Origin of the sequence: Corynebacterium sp., assembly GCF_030152825.1 — a bacterium.
Classification (GTDB): Bacteria; Actinomycetota; Actinomycetes; order Mycobacteriales; family Mycobacteriaceae; genus Corynebacterium.
Window position 1 is genome coordinate 1 of sequence record NZ_JASLIP010000008.1, and the last position, 16,390, is coordinate 16,390.

Here is a 16,390-nt window from a genome sequence, read left to right on the forward strand (position 1 = left end):
CAGATCATGACCTCGTCTAACACCGCATCGGTAATCGTGCTGATCGTATCTGGGCTCATATCCACCCCAAGGGTGGACCCAAGATGGTGCTGAATATCGCGCACCGTCATCCCGCCGGCGTACAGCGAGACGATCATGTCATCGAGCTCTGTGAGCCGACGGGAGCCTTTGGGCACCATCTTTGGAGCAAACGTGCCGGCACGGTCCCTGGGCACGGTCACTTCCACCGCGCCGTAGCCAGAATTAACGGTCTTGGTGTACGAGCCGTTGCGGTGATTACTCTCCTGCGCGGCTTCCACCCGGGCTTTGGACTTGCGGTCGGAGTGGCTATAGCCCAAATGCGCATCCATCTCCGCCTGCAGACCAGCGTTGATCGATGCCTGCAGCAAGCCTTTGACCAGATCACTTGCATCATCAACAGAGGTCGACAGCTCGCTTATCAAGCTGGCCAGCTCAGGATTTTCCATCAGCTTCTCGCTGATCTCGTTGACCCTTGCCGGGTCGTGGCCTTTCTTCGGTGACACCGTAGTCATTATCGGTGAAACTCCTTCTAGATCAGAGCCTCACACACAAACTTCCTGACACCCTCGAAAGACAACCAAGCCCCTGTTACCACATGCTGGAGCCATTCCGGTGGATTGAGCAAGAAACGGGACTGAATAAGGTCTGGAACCCTATTTAAGCCCGTTTTATACGGTCTGACCAGCAGATAAGCTGAAATTCATACACACTTTTTGTCACTTAATCCGCCCCACGCCCGATGGTCGTGTATAGGGGGCTAAGCCTCAGATGCAAGGGAGATCCCTAGGACGCTGAGGAAGGCGATCAGAAGCGCGTCTCAGGCGGTGCGATGGAAAGAGTAATAGCCGCCCCGCTAGTCGTCCTCAGCGTTCCGTACACGGCGTTGGAAGTTTTTGGCTTCGGCCTGGAGCGTTTCGGCGAGCTGCTCCTCACCATCCGCGGCACCCGATGCTCGGGGAGGGGCGAGAATGAGGTCGGTGGAGTCGTAGCCCGCCGCCAGCTCCCGGGCACGTGCGAGCTCAGCGTCCAGCTGCAGGCCAAGAAGCAGCACGTTATTGGCCATGAAAAGGCAGAAGAAACCGCCGATGATGCCGCCGAGGGCCCCGTACATGCCGATGTGTAGGAAGTTGTTGAGATAAGTCCGGAAGCCCACCCCGATCAGCGTGAGGACAAGCAGCGCGCTCAGGGAGCCCGCCGTGAACAGCCGGAAACGCCCCTGCCTGACGTTCGGGGCGACGTGATAGAGCAGCGCGATGAGCATCTGGGAGAGCCCAAAGATCACCGGCCACCGCAGCCACGTCCACAGCGGCAGGAAGTAGTCGAGCATGAAGGTGCGCAGGCCAGCTAGCCCCAAGGGGTCGGCGATATGGGTGAAGAAGGGGGAGAGGAGCTCCTCGCGTAGGAAGAACCCCGCCGCGATCAAAACAAGCCCCGCCACCAACGCGATGGTCAAGCCCCACATCACTAGCCAGGTCCGCAGGATCGACCGACCCTCCTCGCGGCCGTAGAGCGCGTTCGCGCTGCGGGAAAAGGCACGAACATAGGCCGAGGAGGAGAAGAGCGCGAAGAGGACGGCGATGATCAGGGTGATCAGGGAACGCTGCGTGGTGCCGATGATCGCCTCGATGATATTCGACGCCTGAGCCGCGAAGTCTGCCGGGATATTGCGGTTGATGAATTCGCCTGTCACACCGAGCACCTGGTCGCGATTCTGGTCGAGAACCAGCATCACAATCGCGTAGAAGGCCATGAGGGTGGGGATCGCGGTGAAGATGGAGTAGAAGCTCAGCGTCGCGCCCTTATCGGGAAGCCCACGGTAGAAAAACTCCGCGTACAGCCGCTTGGCGATCATGCCCCATGCCCTCGGGCCAGGAAAACGATGTTCGCTGGTGACCTCTGCTGAGTAACGATCCGGAGAAATCGCCTGTCGGCCCGTGCCGCCACCGGCCGGCATCACGAGCGAGTCGGGGGTGTCATTTTCGGAAAGGGTCATTGGCATCCTTGGCGCATCGGCGGCACTACTGCTTTCATGCTAACGCGAGAACTCCCTAAAATCCGGCATTGACCAGCGGATTAGGAGAGTCGCAGCACTGGCCTGTAGGCTTTGTTCTCGATCACAGAGTTGGTCGTTGCCTCACCGGTACGCCGGTAGGGAGCTAGTTTTGTGTGTCCTATGCGCCCCGTTCGTCTAGCGGCCTAGGACGCCGCCCTCTCACGGCGGTAACACGGGTTCAAATCCCGTACGGGGTACAAAAGAAAACTCCCGTCCTCTAAGCCATTGAGAACGGGAGTTTTTGCTGTGATGTGCCTGCCTTTTTAGGCGAGGAACTTCGGCCGCAGCTCCTTGAGCCTGGCCAGCCCGGCGGCGAGCTTGCGGGGGCCCATCATCGCCTTGACCTCCGGGTGCTTATCGAAGACCTCGTCCGAGCGCACCTCCGGCGCGTTGTACTTCGGCGTGCGGAGGAAGCGGTTGGGGAGGGTGAGCTTGAGGATCGTGCGCTGCACCTCGAGGAACTGTCGGGAGAAGCTATCCGTGTTATAGGGCAGGCCAAACTCCGCGGCGATCTTCTCCACCTCCTTGCCGATCTGTGCCAGTCGGTTGCTCGGCATATCGGGGTAGAGGTGGTGCTCGATTTGGTAGTTGAGGTTGCCGGAGAGGATCGTCAGCAGTTTGCCGCCCCGGAAGTTCGCCGAGCCCAGCATTTGCCGCAGGTACCACTCCGCCTTGGATTCTTTCTCGAGGGCGCGCTTGGTGAAGGTTTCCGCGTCATCGGGGAAGTGCCCGCAGAAGATCACGGCGTAGGCCCAGAGGTTGCGGGTGAGGTTGGCGATGAGGGCCACCTGCGCGGCGCTCTTCGCGTGCTTCTTTGCCCGCTCTTTTCTCCGGTTTTTTCCGGACGCCACCGCCCACCGCCTGGCACCGAAAGCATTCTTGGTGGGCAGCAGGTAGCCCACCGCGGCCGCGAGTGCAGGAAAGGCGATGTAATCCTTGGTGGCCTGCGAGCCGATCTTGCGCAAGGTGAGCATGAGGGAGGGCTTGGTCTCCTCCCAGGTCTGCCGACCGGTGAAGAGTCGGCCGAGTTCGACGTCGTAGAAGGCCACTGCGTACTCGAACAGCGCGGCGAGCACGACATTGGTTAGCGGCTGGAGGGCGGTGGTGGGTTTCCATTTGCGGTCGCGGGTGACGCGGATGACCCCGTAGCCCACGTCATTGTCCATGCCGATGATGTTTGTGAAGGTGTGGTGGCTGTAGTTGTGGGAATGCTTCCAGCCCTCGGAGGGGCCAGTGTTGTCCCACTCCCAAGTGGCCGAGTGGATTTCCGGGTCGTTCATCCAGTCCCATTGACCGTGCATGACGTTATGGCCGATCTCGAGATTTTCGAGGATCTTCGATAGTCCCATCGTCGCCGCGGCGGGAATCCTCGCCTGGGGGAGGAAAACGGTGGCGAGGCGGGAGAGCAGATCGATGCCGCGCTGGGTTCGGATGAGGCCGCGGATGTAGGCGGCGTCTTTCTCTCCCAGGGTGTCGCGGTGGCGCTTCTCGATCTCGTCGAAGCGCCGACCGATCTCGGCGATGTCTTCTTCGCTGAGGTGGGCATAGGCGGTGATGTCTTTGATCGCCATTTTCTTCTCCTTGCTGTGGTGCGGGACGGGTGTGCGGTGACGGGCGTGCTGGGCTGTTGGGCTAAGCGTGCTGGGGAGGGACTGGTTCTGGGTGCTAACCCTGGGTGATGCGGACGTCCCCGTCGGGGATGGAGCAGCAGGTGCGAACCCGCTCGCCCTCCCGGTGGGGCTGTCCGGTGCGAGCATCGACGACGAGGCCGTCGAGAACCGTGGCCGTGCACGTGTGGCAGATCCCCATGCGGCACCCGTGGGTCAAAGCCACCCCGGCCCCTTCGGCTGCCTCGAGGATGCTCGTCGAGGAGTCGCAGGCCACTGGGGCTTGCCGATCCGAAAAATAGATGCTGCCGCCGGCTGCAGAGCCTGTGGAATCCCGGGTGGAAAAGCGTTCGACCCTCGTGCCGGGAAAGTGCTTCTTCATGTCATCCAGCAGTGGGCCGGGGCCGCAGGCGAAGCGCTCGCGTTCCGCGATGTCGGGCACGAGGTTTGCCAGCTCGCGGGGGTCGATGCGGCCCTGACTGGAGGAGTCCCAATGCTGCATTTCGTAGCCGGGCAGCTCTGTGTTCAGTGCGCGGAGCTCCGTGGCGAAAGGCTCCGGGGTCAGCGGGCCGCGTTCCGAGTGGATGTGCCGGATGCTGATGCCCTCGCCTGCGTACTCCTGTTTCAACCAGCGCAGCATGGAGATCACGGGGGTGATGCCGGATCCTGCGGTGAGGAAGAACAGCTTGTTCGGCACCGGGTGGCTGAGGTAGAACTCGCCGCCGGGCTGGCTTAAGCGGATGATGTCGCCGACGCGGGCGACGGTGGCGATGTGCGTGCTCACCGCGCCGTCCGGCACCTGCTTGATGCCTAAGGTGACGGAGCCGAGGTTCGGGCGGGGGGCGTTTGTGATGGAGAAGCACCGCCACTGCCACCGGCCGTCGATCTGCACGCCGAGGCCGATAAATTGGCCCGGGCGGAAGCTTAGCGGGGCACCGCGGGAGGGCGTGATCTTCAGGGTGGTGAGTTCCCCGTGCTGGGTGATGGCCTCGACTCGCCCGCGCAGTTCGCGCCCGGCGAGCGGGTCGAAAAGCCCTGCGATGTCCGCCGGAAGCAGGGGAGTGGTCAGTGTTTTCAGGGCGCGGTGGACGGCGCCCCGGATCGCCCTGGAGGCTCGGGGTGGTGGGGGCTGGGAGGGGTTGTCTCCGCGCGGGGCAGAGGCAGCCATGAGCGACACGCTCCTTAGGGGGTTTAGCAGGGGCTAAAAAAAGGGGGGTATAGTTCAGGAAACTAATATAGCACCCCTATCAGGCCTGCCTTCGCCTCAGCGGCGCGGGGTGAGCAAGCTCACCTTCCCCGTGGCGAGTAGCGTTTTAGCGGCGAGCGACGGTCCGGAGGCGGCCGTAGGTCAGCACGCAGAGTCCCGCGAAGGCCAGCACCCCGATCCACTGCGCCGGTCCGGCGAAGCTCTCGCCGACCACGGCCAGGGCGTCGCCGTTGGAGGTCGCGGCGATGATGCCAGCGTTGATGACACCGAAGAGGGACTCGCCGACGATCAGGCCGGTGGCCATGAGGACGCCCATGCGCTTGCTGCGTTGCGGATTGGCCTGCTTGTCAGCCCACTTGTTGTATACGTAGCCCAGGGCTGCGCCGATGGGGATAATCAGCGTGAGAGACGCCGGCAGGTACATGCCCATGCCCACCGCCAGCGGTGGCAGGGAGTAGCGGGAGGACTTGCTCAGTACCTCGTTGATAATGATCACCACGACGCCGATGGCCGCGCCCAGGCCGATGAGTCCCCAGTCCAGGGAGTCGCCGAAGATGCCCTCGGCCACGGAGCTCAGCAGTGCAGCCTGCGGTGCTGCGAGAGCGTCGGGGCCGGCCCCCGGAGCGCCAGCGAAGCCGAAGCCCTTGCGCATGAGCTCCATGATCGGCGGGATAATCGCAGAACCGAAGATAACACCGACGATGAGGGCCACCTGCTGCTTCCACGGGGTGGCACCAACCAGCTGGCCGGTCTTGAGGTCCTGGAGGTTGTCATTGGAAATCGTCGCGATGCCGAAGACCACCGACGCGGTGAACAGGGTGTAGGCGACGAGTGCCGTGGAGTCGGCCTCCCCGCCCACGACGACCTTGATCAGCAAGGCAGCGGATAGCACGACGATGATGCCGACGCCCGAGATGGGGGAGTTCGAGGAGCCGATGAGTCCGGCCATGTAACCGCAGATTGACGCGACGATGAGCCCCACCAGGAGGGTGTAGATAATCGACAGCGCGATGAGGCCGGTCATGTGGTGCGTGATGGTGGTGTCCTTCACGAAGAGCCACAGGAGCAGGCCTACTGGCAGCATCGACGCCAGCGTGACCCCGGCGACGATTGGGAACGGGATGTCCCTCTCGGTGAGGTCCACAGCCTGGCCATCGTGGCGGGCACGAGAGGAGGCGAGAGCCTCCTTGATGCCACGGATGATGGGGCCGATGATCTTCAAGAGGGTCCATACCGCGGCGATGGCCATGGTGCCGGCGCCGATGAAGCGAACTTCGGAGGAGAAGGTGGCCGTGACGATCTCGGAGATGTCACCCTCGGCCGGGATGAGCCCCGACGTGCGCAGTGGCATGAGCACGCCGTAGGAGATGATCAGGCCAACGATCATGGCGGCACCGACGGACATGCCGACGAGGTGACCGACGCCGATGAGAGCCAGCGAGAGCGAGCCACCCATCATCGTGGCGCCGGGGCCGAGGCGGAAGTAGGAGGACACCGAGGATGCTGCGAGTTTCATGGCGGTGATGATGGACATCACCGCAGACGCGATGGAGCCAAGGATGATCAGACGCAGCCCGGTCTTGTTTTCCTCAGCGGAGTCCTGGTTCTGGGTGTCGCCGACCTTGAGCACCTCGGCGGCTGCCACGCCCTCGGGGAAGGGGAGGTCTGAGCCCGTGACGAGCGCCCTGCGCAGCGGAATGGAGAAAGTCACGCCGAGGATGCCGCCGATGGCAACCACGGAGGCGGTGGTCCAGTAGGGGAAGCCCTGCCACCAGCCGACCATGATCAGGCCGGGGAGGACAAAGATGATCGCCGAGAGTGTGCCGGCTGCCGAGGCAATGGTCTGCACGATGTTGTTTTCCTGGATCGTGTGATCCTGGAAATTGCGCAGAATGGCCATGGAGATCACGGCCGCGGGGATCGAGGTGGCGAACGTCAGGCCGACGCGCAGTCCGAGGTAGACGTTGGCGGCCGTGAAGACGAGCGTGATGATGCCGCCGAGGAGGACCGCACGGAAGGTGAACTCTCGGACGGGGGAGCGGCGGGGCGCTGCGGGGTCTGTGCCTACAGCCGCACTGCCGGTGCCTGTTGAGCTGGACATGGGGCGAACTTTCTGGTCAAAACTTCATGTTCTGAGATGATCGTAGACCCCATAAGCCCTAGAGGTGAATCTCGATTTCCTTTGCCGTCTGCCGCAGCGCGTCCCCGAACTTCTCGGCGGGGGAGTCACCCATGCGGGCGACGGGTCCGGAGACGGATAGCGCAGCCACCATCGTGCCGGTCGAGTCGAAGATTGGGACGGAGGCGGAAGCCAGGCTGGCGTCGCGTTCTGCAACGGATTCGGAGATCTGGGTTTGACGCACGCGCTCTAGCTCCGCGGCGCTGTACGCGGCGGTGGGGAGCACCGCCTGCTGCAGCGAGACGGGAGCCCAGGCGACCAGGATGCGTGCAGCGGAGCCGGCGTTGAGCGTCATCCGGGTGTTGCGAGGAACGGTGTCGCGAAGGCCCGTGGCAGGTTCCGCGTTGGCCACACAGAGTCGCTCGAAGCCGGAGAGCTGGTAGACCTGGACGGATTCCTTGGTCTGCTCCACCAGCTTCGGAAGTAGGTGCTCGGCCGCTTCCTCCAGGCGCGGGCTGGTGCGCGGGGCGAGCTCGGCGAGCGCGGGGCCGGCTGTCCACTGGCCGTCGGCCTGACGCTCGATCAGCCGGTGCTTCTCCAGTGCCACGGAGATCCGGTGGGCGGTTGCCCGTGGCAGGCCGGTTTCGTCGCAGACCTCAGACAGGTTGTGCGGGCGGGCTGCGATGATGGAGAGGATGTAGACCGCGCGGTCGAGAACCTGGATGCCGCTGATTGCCGGGATTTCTGGCTTCTCGGCGCCGGCGGGGTGCGCGTACCCGGGGTTGACCCCCAACTGGGGTGGCTGCGGTGCCGAGTTGGTGTTTCGCTCAGATGTATATCCCATGATTTGATACTATACATTCCATCAAGTGGAACTGGCGAACTTTCGGATGACTCCCGAGATTCGCAAGATTCTGGAAATGAGGAGAGCGTAGTGAACACCACAACTAATACCACCCGCGGCGCAACAGAAAAGCCGCTGACGCTCGCCGAGAAGGTCTGGCGCGACCACCTCGTCGCCAGTGGATCGGACGGCGACCCGGACCTGCTGTACATCGACCTCCACCTCGTCCACGAGGTCACCTCGCCGCAGGCCTTCGACGGGCTGCGCCAGGCCGGCCGCCCCGTCCGTCGTCCTGACCTGACCATCGCAACCGAGGACCACAACGTCCCCACGACCGGCGTCGTCGGTGGAAACCTGCTGGACATCGAGGACCAGACCTCCCGCCTTCAGGTCTCGACCCTGCGTAAAAACGCCGAAGAGTTCGGCATCCGCCTGCACTCCATGGGCGACATCGACCAGGGCATCGTCCACACCGTCGGCCCACAGCTCGGCCTGACTCAGCCGGGCATGACGGTGGTGTGCGGTGACTCCCACACTTCCACCCACGGTGCCTTCGGCTCCATCGCCATGGGCATCGGCACCTCCGAGGTCGAGCACGTGCTGGCCACCCAGACCCTGCCGCTGAAGCCCTTCAAGACCATGCGCATCGAGGTCAGTGGCGAGCTGCAGCCGGGGGTCTCCGCCAAGGACCTGATTCTTGCCATCATCGCGAAGATCGGCACCGGCGGCGGCCAGGGCCACATCATTGAATACCGCGGCGAGGCCATTGAGAAGCTGTCGATGGAAGCCCGCATGACCATCTGCAACATGTCCATCGAGGCCGGCGCCCGGGCTGGCATGGTTGCTCCCGACCAGACCACCTTCGACTACCTCGAGGGCCGCCCGCACGCCCCGCAGGGCCAGGACTGGGAGGACGCCGTCGAGTACTGGAAGTCCCTGCGCACCGATGAGGGCGCGGAGTTCGACACGGTCGTCCACATCGATGGCTCCAGCCTCACCCCGTTCATCACCTGGGGAACGAACCCGGGCCAGGGCCTGCCGTTGGGCGCGACCGTGCCTGCGCCGGAGGACTTCACCAACGACACCGACCGCGCCGCCGCCGAGAGCGCCCTGGAGTACATGGACCTGACCCCGGGAACCCCGCTGCGGGACATCCCGGTGGACGTGGTCTTCCTGGGCTCCTGCACCAACGCCCGCATCGAGGACCTGCGCGCAGCCGCCGAGGTTCTGGACGGCCGGAAGGTCGCTGACAGCGTCCAGATGCTCGTCGTCCCGTCGTCCACGCGAGTCAAGCAGCAGGCAGAGGAGGAGGGCCTGGACAAGATCTTCCTCGCCGCGGGCGCTGAGTGGCGCACCGCAGGCTGCTCCATGTGCCTGGGCATGAACCCGGACCAGCTGACCCCCGGCCAGCGCTCCGCCTCGACCTCCAACCGCAACTTCGAGGGCCGCCAGGGCAAGGGTGGCCGCACCCACCTGGTCTCCCCGCAGGTCGCAGCGGCCACCGCCGTCCAGGGCACCTTCGCAAGCCCCGCCGACCTCTAAGCGAACACGTCACCCAGAAGTTCACCCACGGAACCCACGAAGGAAGCCACACCATGGAAAAGTTCCACACCCACACCGGTGTCGCAGCGCCCCTGATGCGCTCCAACGTCGACACCGACCAGATCATCCCCGCCGTGTACCTGAAGCGCGTGACCCGCACCGGCTTCGAGGACGGCCTGTTCGCTGGCTGGCGCCAGAGCCCGGACTTCGTCCTGAACCAGGATGCGTTTAAAGACGCCTCCGTGCTGGTTGCGGGGCCGGACTTCGGCACCGGCTCCTCTCGAGAGCACGCCGTCTGGGCGCTGATGGACTACGGTTTCCGCGTTGTCCTGTCCTCTCGATTCGCGGATATTTTCAAGGGCAACTCCAGCAAGGCCGGGCTGCTGGCCGCTATCGTCGAGCAGTCCGACATCGAGCTGATGTGGAAGCTCATCGAGCAGAACCCCGGCATCGAGATGACCGTGAACCTCGAGGATCGCACCGCGACCCTGGGCAGCCACACCTTCAACATCGAGGTCGATGACTACACCCGCTGGCGCCTGATGGAGGGCCTGGACGACATCGGTCTGACCCTGCGCAAGGAAGAGCAGATCGCCGAGTTCGAGTCCCAGCGCCCGAGCTTCAAGCCGAAGACGCTGCCAGCCCGCACCGCGGACTAAGCGGCAGCAAAGCCGAAAAGACCCCGCCCCGGTCGGCCACAGAGCCGATCAGGAGCGGGGTCTCGCCGTTATAGGGCGGCAGGTCACCGGCAATGGGTGCTAGGTGCCCGGCCAGTCGGGTTACTTCACCGGCAACGCGCTGGCCAGGTAGTCCGCACCCAGCAGCTGATCATCCTTGAAGTGCAGCACCCACACGCTGCCCTTCTTCACGCGCACGTCCTCGACCTCGATGCCGCTCTCGTTAAAGAGATGCTCCAGCATCGCCGGGATCGCCGCACCCTGGGAGGACACGGCGGCGACCTTGCGCTGCTCAACCGTCGCCTTCAGCGCAGCAACAGCCGCCGGGACGTCCGCCACGACCTGATCGTCGGAGAAGGTCGAGGACACTGTCAGCGGAAGGTCGAAAGCCTGGGAGAACGGGGAGACCGTGTCGAAGCAGCGGTCCGGGCGCGCCGAGAACACCGCCGACGGCCCATAGGCCCCCAGCTGGGAGATGAGCATCTCGGACTGGCGACGGCCGCGCTTGTCCAGAATGCGCTTGTCATCATCACCGCTCCACGTCCGCCGTGGCAGCGCGCGGGCATGGCGAGTCAGCAGAACCCGACGGTTTGCCCCCAGGGCCAGCAGCTCCAAAGCAGCATCCAAAACCTGCTGATCGAGCGGGTAAGTCAGCGACTTGCGTGCCTTCTTCGGCGACAACCAACGCAGCTCGTCGACCTCGTCGTCCACATCATTGTTGCCCTCGAAGTAGCCGTCCACGGCCTCCGCAGTCCAGTAATAAACCACCTTCGTGCGCTTGCGGACCGGGTAGTGGACGTAGCCCAGCAACCAGCCGAGCTCCACGCGGTAGCCGGTCTCCTCCAGGATCTCACGGAACGCGGTGCCCGCGAGGTTCTCGCCCGGGTCGACCTTGCCCTTCGGCAGCGTCCAGTCGTCGTAGCGGGGGCGGTGCTCCACCGCGATCTCCAGCTCACCCTGCTCGTTGTGCCGCCACAGCACCGCGCCGGCAGCGAACGTCGGACGCTCGAACTCTTCGGTGGGGTGGGAGCCGATGCGCGCCACGTGGCCACGCCCATTGATTGACTTGGCCAGGGATGTGGATAGGTTGCCGTCGCCGTTGTTCGTGATCACGAGGAAAATCCTCCCGTCGGGGGACTAGAATTGGGAAGCTGACTTAACAACAGTGATCCTATACGAGGCCAAACAGGATCAGATACGTAGGCATACGGGACATAAATTTTAGGCGGTGTTCGCACGATGGTGCAGGTAGCAGTGATGGGGGCTGGTTCGTGGGGGACGACCGTGGCGAAGGTTTTCGCCGACTCCGGCAACCCCGTCACCCTGTGGGCTCGCCGCGATGAGGTCGCCGCCGACGTCAACGACAATCACCGCAATAGCGCCTATCTCGGGGACGTGGATCTTCCCGAAGGACTTTCAGCGACGACGGACCCCGCCACGGCACTTCACGGTGCGGAGATCGTGGTGCTCGGCGTCCCCTCCCAGACGCTGCGCAGCAACCTGAGCAGCTGGCGGGAACACATCGAGCCGAATGCCACGATCGTCAGCCTCGCCAAGGGCATCGAGTACGAGACCGGGATGCGCATGAGCCAGGTCATCGCGGACGTCGCCGGGGTCGCCAGCGACCGGGTCGCCGTGCTCACCGGCCCGAACCTCGCCAAGGAAGTCGCCCAGGGGCAACCCGCCGCCACCCTCATCGCCTGTGAGGACGACGACCGCGCCCGCTTCGTCCAGTCCGCCGTCGCCGCGCCGTATTTCCGCCCCTACACCAGCCAGGACGTCCTGGGGGCCGAGGTTGCTGGTACCTCCAAGAACGTCATCGCGCTGGCCGCGGGCATCGCCGCAGGCTGTGGCTTTGGAGCAAACACTAATGCCACCGTCATCACCCGCGGGCTTGCCGAGACCACCAGGCTGGCCCTCCAGCTCGGTGCGGACGCGCGCACCATGGCCGGGCTCGCGGGCATGGGCGACCTGGTTGCCACGTGTACCTCGCCACTATCTCGCAACCGCAGCTTCGGCCAGCGCCTTGGCGAGGGAGCGGGTCTAGAGGCAGCTGCTGAGGCCACCAAGGGGCAGGTCGCCGAGGGAGTGGTCAGCTGCCGCTCCGTCCAGGCGCTGGCGCGCAAGGCTGGGGTGGAAATGCCCATCACCGATGCGGTGGTGCAAGTCTGCTACGAGGGCGCGACCCCGGAGCAGATCATCAACCAGCTGCTGGGGCGCACCCGCAAGCCCGAGTGACAGCCCGAGTGCCAGGGGCGCGCCGTCCCCGCGGTGGGCTACCGCGATTCGCTGCCCCAAGCGGGTAGGGTTAGCGCTGTGACTGCAGCTGAAAAACTCACCGTCGCCGTCGTTTACGGTGGCCAATCGACCGAGCACTCCGTGTCCTGTATCTCCGCAGGCGCGATCATCGACAACCTGGACTCTGATCGGTTCACGGTCGTCCCCGTTGGCATCACCAGCGGGGGAGCGTGGGTGCCGGGAACCACGGATACCGCACAGCTGCGAGCCGATGGCCGCGAGCTACCCACCGTTGCCGATCACAGTGAGCGGATCCAGCCCATGCTGGGCGCCGCCGGAAAAGCCACCGAGTTCCGTTTCGTCACCGGTGACCGTACCGGGGAGGTCTTCGCCACCGCGGACGTCATCTTCCCCGTCCTGCACGGCGCCAACGGTGAAGATGGCACTATCCAGGGTCTTTTCGACCTGCTGGGCGCCCGCTACGTCGGCAACGGCGTGCTGGCCTCCGCGGCGGGCATGGACAAGGAGTTCACCAAGAAGATCGCCCGGGAAGCCAACATCCCGACCGGCCCGGAGGTCGTTCTGCAGGGCCGCGCCGAGCTAACGGACGAGGAGCGCGAGCTGCTCGGCCTCCCGGTGTTCGTCAAGCCTGCCCGGGGTGGCTCCTCGATCGGCATCTCGAAGGTGGACAGCTGGCAGGACCTGCCCGCAGCCATCGAGGAGGCCGCCTCCCACGACCCGAAGGTCATCATCGAGGCCATGATCATCGGCCCCGAGGTTGAATGTGGCGTGCTGGAGCGCGAGGACGGCACCCTGGTCGCATCCTCCCCAGCCATGCTGCAGGGCACCGACGCCGGCGAGGAGGGCTTTTATGGCTTCGACGCCAAGTACCTTGACGACACCGTCAGTGCCACCATTCCCGCCCCGCTCGACGAGGCCACCACGCGCCGGGTGCAGCAGCTCGCGATCGAGACTTATCGAGCGCTGGGCTGCACCGGCCTGGCACGCGTGGACTTCTTCGTCACCGACACCGGCCCGATCCTCAATGAGATCAACACGATGCCCGGCTTCACCCCGATCAGCATGTACCCGCAGATGTTCCTTGCTGATGGTCTGAGCTACACCGACCTGCTGACCACCCTGGTCGCCGGGGCGCGTCGCCACTCATAGACCCTAAGACAACGGGAAACGCCCGCCACGGTCACCGTGGCGGGCGTTGGTGTGTGCGGGGGATGCCCCGGAATAGCCCGGGACGTTAACCACGCACTGGGAGGGGCTACGAGCGCTCGGCGCGCTTCGACATGCTCTCGGTAATCGCCTTCGTCACCGTGGGCAGCACATCGCCGCTGCTAAACTGCGGCATCGCGACGGCGACGACCTCCTCGTGGCCGATCGCGTACCAGTGACCGATCGTCGAACCCTGCGCGAGGGCAGGGGCGTCGAACCACGGAACGTCGTCGATCTGGGAAAGCCGCTCACCGCGCTCATAGGACTCCGGGAAGGCAACGCCACAGCGGACCACGACCGGCTCGTTGCCCTCCTTCTCGGGCTGGTAGACGACCAGAGAATCCGCCGCGGCGCGCTTCGCCTGCTCGATGAAGCCCGAGAGCTTCGGATCTCGCAGCGCGTCCTCGCCGGCCACGGCCTTGGCGTTGTTCTCCATCAGCTCGCCCAGCTCCTCGCTGCTCAGGCGACGGAAGCCGGCGATCTCCGCAGGCAGGGTCTCGTCGAAGGAACGGCAGGTCTGCTCATTACGATCCTTGGCTACCGGCTCGTCTGCCAGCGGCAGGGCAGCCGGGGTCACGGGGGAATCAGAGGACGCGACCTCGCCGAGAACGGGCGAGATCTCCGCCACCGCGTCCTTGATGAGGTCGCCGTCCGCCTCGGACGTCACCGCAACGGTCGGCTCCCCGGACACGAAGTACCAGGTGGCCAGGGTGGAACCCGGGGTGGCGTCCTGGGCGATGAACCAGCTCGCCCCCTCAGCCGCGGAGACCGGGCTGATGACTGTGTACTGATCTGGCATCGTGACGCCGCAACGGACGGTCAGTTGGGTGCCGTTGGTGTCCCGGTAAGCGACGGTGCCGTCTGGAACCGGATCTAGAATGCCCACCTTCCGGAACTTACCGGCCTTCTCCGGGGCCTTCTCCACCAGCTGAGAGCACTCCGCGGCCTTCGCATCCGGTGCATCAACGGCGCCGACCGAGACGTCCGAATACTTCTGCCGATCCGAAAGAATCTTGGCTCCCCCCAACACCGCGACGGTGAAGACGAGAGCTAGGATCAGACTGATCGTGACGAGTGAACGGGGAGCCCCTGCTCCACGGCCCTGGGCATCAGCCCCCGTAGTCGGGCCCTGCGAGGCGGCCGGGGATGCACCCCGTGGATTACGCTGTGTGCTCATAGGCACACATCTTATAAGGAGGCGGGCGGATGTTCCGATACACCGGGCCTACGGTGCGCGAGGTGGGGGAGGCGGCCACCATCCAGGCGATCCGTCGTGCAGCCCCGAGCGAACTCAACGGCGACGACGCGGCGATCCTGCGGCCCACAGCACCGAACTCGCGCCACGTCAGCTGCACCGACATCCTCGTCCTCGGGCGCCACTTCCGGCCCGAATACTCCACGGCCTACGAGGTCGGCGTGAAAGCCATCACGCAAAACTTCGCCGACATCCAGGCCATGGGAGCCAGGCCCACCGCAGCCCTGCTCGGGCTGGCGGTCCCGGGTGAGACCCCGCTGAGCTGGGTCAGCGAACTCGCCGAGGGGATTGAGGCCGCCGCCGAGCCCTGGGCTGCCGAATTGGTGGGTGGCGACATCGTGCAGGGCAAGGAACTCCTCATCTCCATCACCGCGCTCGGCGAGCTCACCGGCCCCGCGCCCGCCCTGCGGGTCAACCGCGCCGCGCCGGGGCAGCAGGTCATCGCGCACGGCAAGCTCGGGCACTCCGCGGCGGGGCTGGACGTGCTGCGCCACTACGGCAGCCGGGCAGCGGTCCCGGACGATGAGATCCTGCAGGAACTGGCCAGCTGGCACTGCGCACCCAGCCTGGTGGTGGGGCAGGGGACCGTCGCCCGGGCAGCCGGCGTGGCAAGCATGACTGATAACTCCGACGGGCTGATCTCCGACCTCAACCACATCGCGACGTCATCCGGGGTCACCATCGACGTCGAAAAGGCCGGCATCGCCCCCGACGAGATGCTCCAGCACGCGGCAGACGTCCTGCAGGAGGACCCGTGGAAGTGGGTCTTGAGCGGCGGTGAGGACCACAGCCTGCTGGCCACCACCGCAGCCCGCATCCCCACCGGCTTCCGACGTATCGGGAGCACGGGCTCGCAAACCGGTTCGGGACCGAAGGTCACCATCGATGGCGCCACCCCGGTCTACACCGCGGGCTGGTCCTCGCTCTAAGCCGCCCACGACACCCGCTAGGAGGTCCACCATGATTTACGTGCACCCCAATTGGCAGCTGCCCGGGCTGGAGGAAACCCTGCACAAAGCTCAGGCGGCCCACGCGCCGGGCCAACAGGTCCTCCCGCCGGAGGAATACATCCTGCGGGCCTTCGAGGTCGACCCGGCGGACGTGAAGTGCCTCATCGTGGGGCAAGACCCATATCCCACCCCGGGGCATGCGGTGGGGCTCGCGTTCTCCTCTGAAGGTGAGCAGATCCCGAAGTCCCTGCAGAACATCTTCACGGAATACAGCGAGGACCTGGGCCTGCCCCGGCCCACCACCGCGGACCTAAGCCCCTGGCTGGACGAGGGGGTGCTGCTGCTCAACCGGGTGCTCACGGTGCTCGCGGGACAGGCGAATAGCCACCGGGGCCTGGGGTGGGAGGCCATCACGGAGGCCGCGGTTCGCCAGGTCGCAGCCAACGAGCATTTCTGCGCGATCCTCTGGGGCAAACAGGCCCAGCAGCTGGCGGGCATCATCGGGCCCGAGCGCTGCATCATGTCCCCGCACCCATCACCGCTGTCTGCCTACCGCGGATTCTTCGGCTCCCGACCCTTCAGCCGTGCCAATGAAATCCTGCGGGCCCAGGGTGCCGATCCCGTGGATTGGAGCCTCGACCGTTAAGCTG

14 protein-coding genes and 1 tRNA gene are annotated in these 16,390 nt (G+C 65.0%); 7 read left to right on the forward strand and 8 right to left on the reverse strand.

Features of this window, described 5'->3' with window-relative positions; genetic code table 11:
* Together Q1V78_RS01460 and Q1V78_RS01465 are read right to left on the reverse strand one after the other, a co-directional pair.
* Positions 1-533, reverse strand: a 533-nt coding sequence (locus Q1V78_RS01460) for a transposase (RefSeq protein ID WP_300610846.1), incomplete at its 3' end; no start/stop codon positions are given.
* A 341-nt stretch (positions 534-874) separates the two neighbouring features.
* Positions 875-2,014 (reverse strand): YihY/virulence factor BrkB family protein, encoded by a 1,140-nt coding sequence (locus Q1V78_RS01465; protein ID WP_300610848.1) that lies wholly within the window; start codon positions 2,012-2,014, stop codon positions 875-877.
* Positions 2,015-2,198: 184 nt separating this feature from the next.
* Here Q1V78_RS01465 and Q1V78_RS01470 point away from each other — a divergent pair.
* Positions 2,199-2,271 (forward strand) — tRNA-Glu (locus Q1V78_RS01470).
* A 66-nt stretch (positions 2,272-2,337) separates the two neighbouring features.
* Here Q1V78_RS01470 and Q1V78_RS01475 read toward each other — a convergent pair.
* From Q1V78_RS01475 to Q1V78_RS01490, 4 genes are all read right to left on the reverse strand, one after another.
* The gene (locus Q1V78_RS01475; protein WP_300610850.1) at positions 2,338-3,645 is read right to left on the reverse strand and encodes an acyl-CoA desaturase; all 1,308 of its coding nucleotides are present in this window, start codon (positions 3,643-3,645) and stop codon (positions 2,338-2,340) included.
* A 94-nt stretch (positions 3,646-3,739) separates the two neighbouring features.
* Positions 3,740-4,849, reverse strand: a complete 1,110-nt coding sequence (locus Q1V78_RS01480) for an iron-sulfur cluster-binding domain-containing protein (protein ID WP_300610852.1) — start codon at positions 4,847-4,849, stop codon at positions 3,740-3,742.
* Positions 4,850-4,994: 145 nt separating this feature from the next.
* Positions 4,995-6,989 (reverse strand): OPT family oligopeptide transporter, encoded by a 1,995-nt coding sequence (locus Q1V78_RS01485; RefSeq protein ID WP_300610854.1) that lies wholly within the window; start codon positions 6,987-6,989, stop codon positions 4,995-4,997.
* A 58-nt stretch (positions 6,990-7,047) separates the two neighbouring features.
* Positions 7,048-7,851 (reverse strand): IclR family transcriptional regulator, encoded by an 804-nt coding sequence (locus tag Q1V78_RS01490; RefSeq protein ID WP_300610856.1) that lies wholly within the window; start codon positions 7,849-7,851, stop codon positions 7,048-7,050.
* Positions 7,852-7,941: 90 nt separating this feature from the next.
* Between Q1V78_RS01490 and leuC the strand changes: the two genes are divergently transcribed.
* Both leuC and leuD read left to right on the forward strand, forming a co-directional pair.
* A complete protein-coding gene (gene leuC, locus Q1V78_RS01495) occupies positions 7,942-9,393 on the forward strand; it encodes a 3-isopropylmalate dehydratase large subunit (protein ID WP_300610858.1) in 1,452 nt (483 codons plus the stop codon).
* A 53-nt stretch (positions 9,394-9,446) separates the two neighbouring features.
* A complete protein-coding gene (leuD, locus tag Q1V78_RS01500) occupies positions 9,447-10,052 on the forward strand; it encodes a 3-isopropylmalate dehydratase small subunit (RefSeq protein ID WP_300610860.1) in 606 nt (201 codons plus the stop codon).
* Between the two features lie 120 nt (positions 10,053-10,172).
* On the opposite strand, the gene Q1V78_RS01505 is transcribed toward leuD, so the two are convergent.
* A complete protein-coding gene (locus Q1V78_RS01505) occupies positions 10,173-11,183 on the reverse strand; it encodes an NUDIX hydrolase (RefSeq protein WP_300610862.1) in 1,011 nt (336 codons plus the stop codon).
* Positions 11,184-11,309: 126 nt separating this feature from the next.
* Here Q1V78_RS01505 and Q1V78_RS01510 point away from each other — a divergent pair, with 126 nt between their 5' ends.
* Both Q1V78_RS01510 and Q1V78_RS01515 read left to right on the forward strand, forming a co-directional pair.
* Positions 11,310-12,308, forward strand: a complete 999-nt coding sequence (locus Q1V78_RS01510) for an NAD(P)H-dependent glycerol-3-phosphate dehydrogenase (RefSeq protein WP_300610864.1) — start codon at positions 11,310-11,312, stop codon at positions 12,306-12,308.
* Positions 12,309-12,386: 78 nt separating this feature from the next.
* A complete protein-coding gene (locus Q1V78_RS01515; protein ID WP_300610866.1) occupies positions 12,387-13,478 on the forward strand; it encodes a D-alanine--D-alanine ligase family protein in 1,092 nt (363 codons plus the stop codon).
* Positions 13,479-13,584: 106 nt separating this feature from the next.
* Here the strand turns inward: Q1V78_RS01515 and Q1V78_RS01520 are convergent, their stop codons facing one another.
* Complete coding sequence (locus tag Q1V78_RS01520; RefSeq protein WP_300610868.1) at positions 13,585-14,712, reverse strand: DUF3515 domain-containing protein; 1,128 nt, start codon at positions 14,710-14,712, stop codon at positions 13,585-13,587.
* A gap of 29 nt (positions 14,713-14,741) precedes the next feature.
* On the opposite strand from Q1V78_RS01520, the gene Q1V78_RS01525 reads away from it, so the two are divergent.
* Positions 14,742-15,719, forward strand: a complete 978-nt coding sequence (locus Q1V78_RS01525) for a thiamine-phosphate kinase (protein WP_300610870.1) — start codon at positions 14,742-14,744, stop codon at positions 15,717-15,719.
* 31 nt (positions 15,720-15,750) lie between these two features.
* Positions 15,751-16,386, forward strand: a complete 636-nt coding sequence (locus Q1V78_RS01530; RefSeq protein WP_284845999.1) for a uracil-DNA glycosylase — start codon at positions 15,751-15,753, stop codon at positions 16,384-16,386.
* Positions 16,387-16,390: the final 4 nt, after the last annotated feature.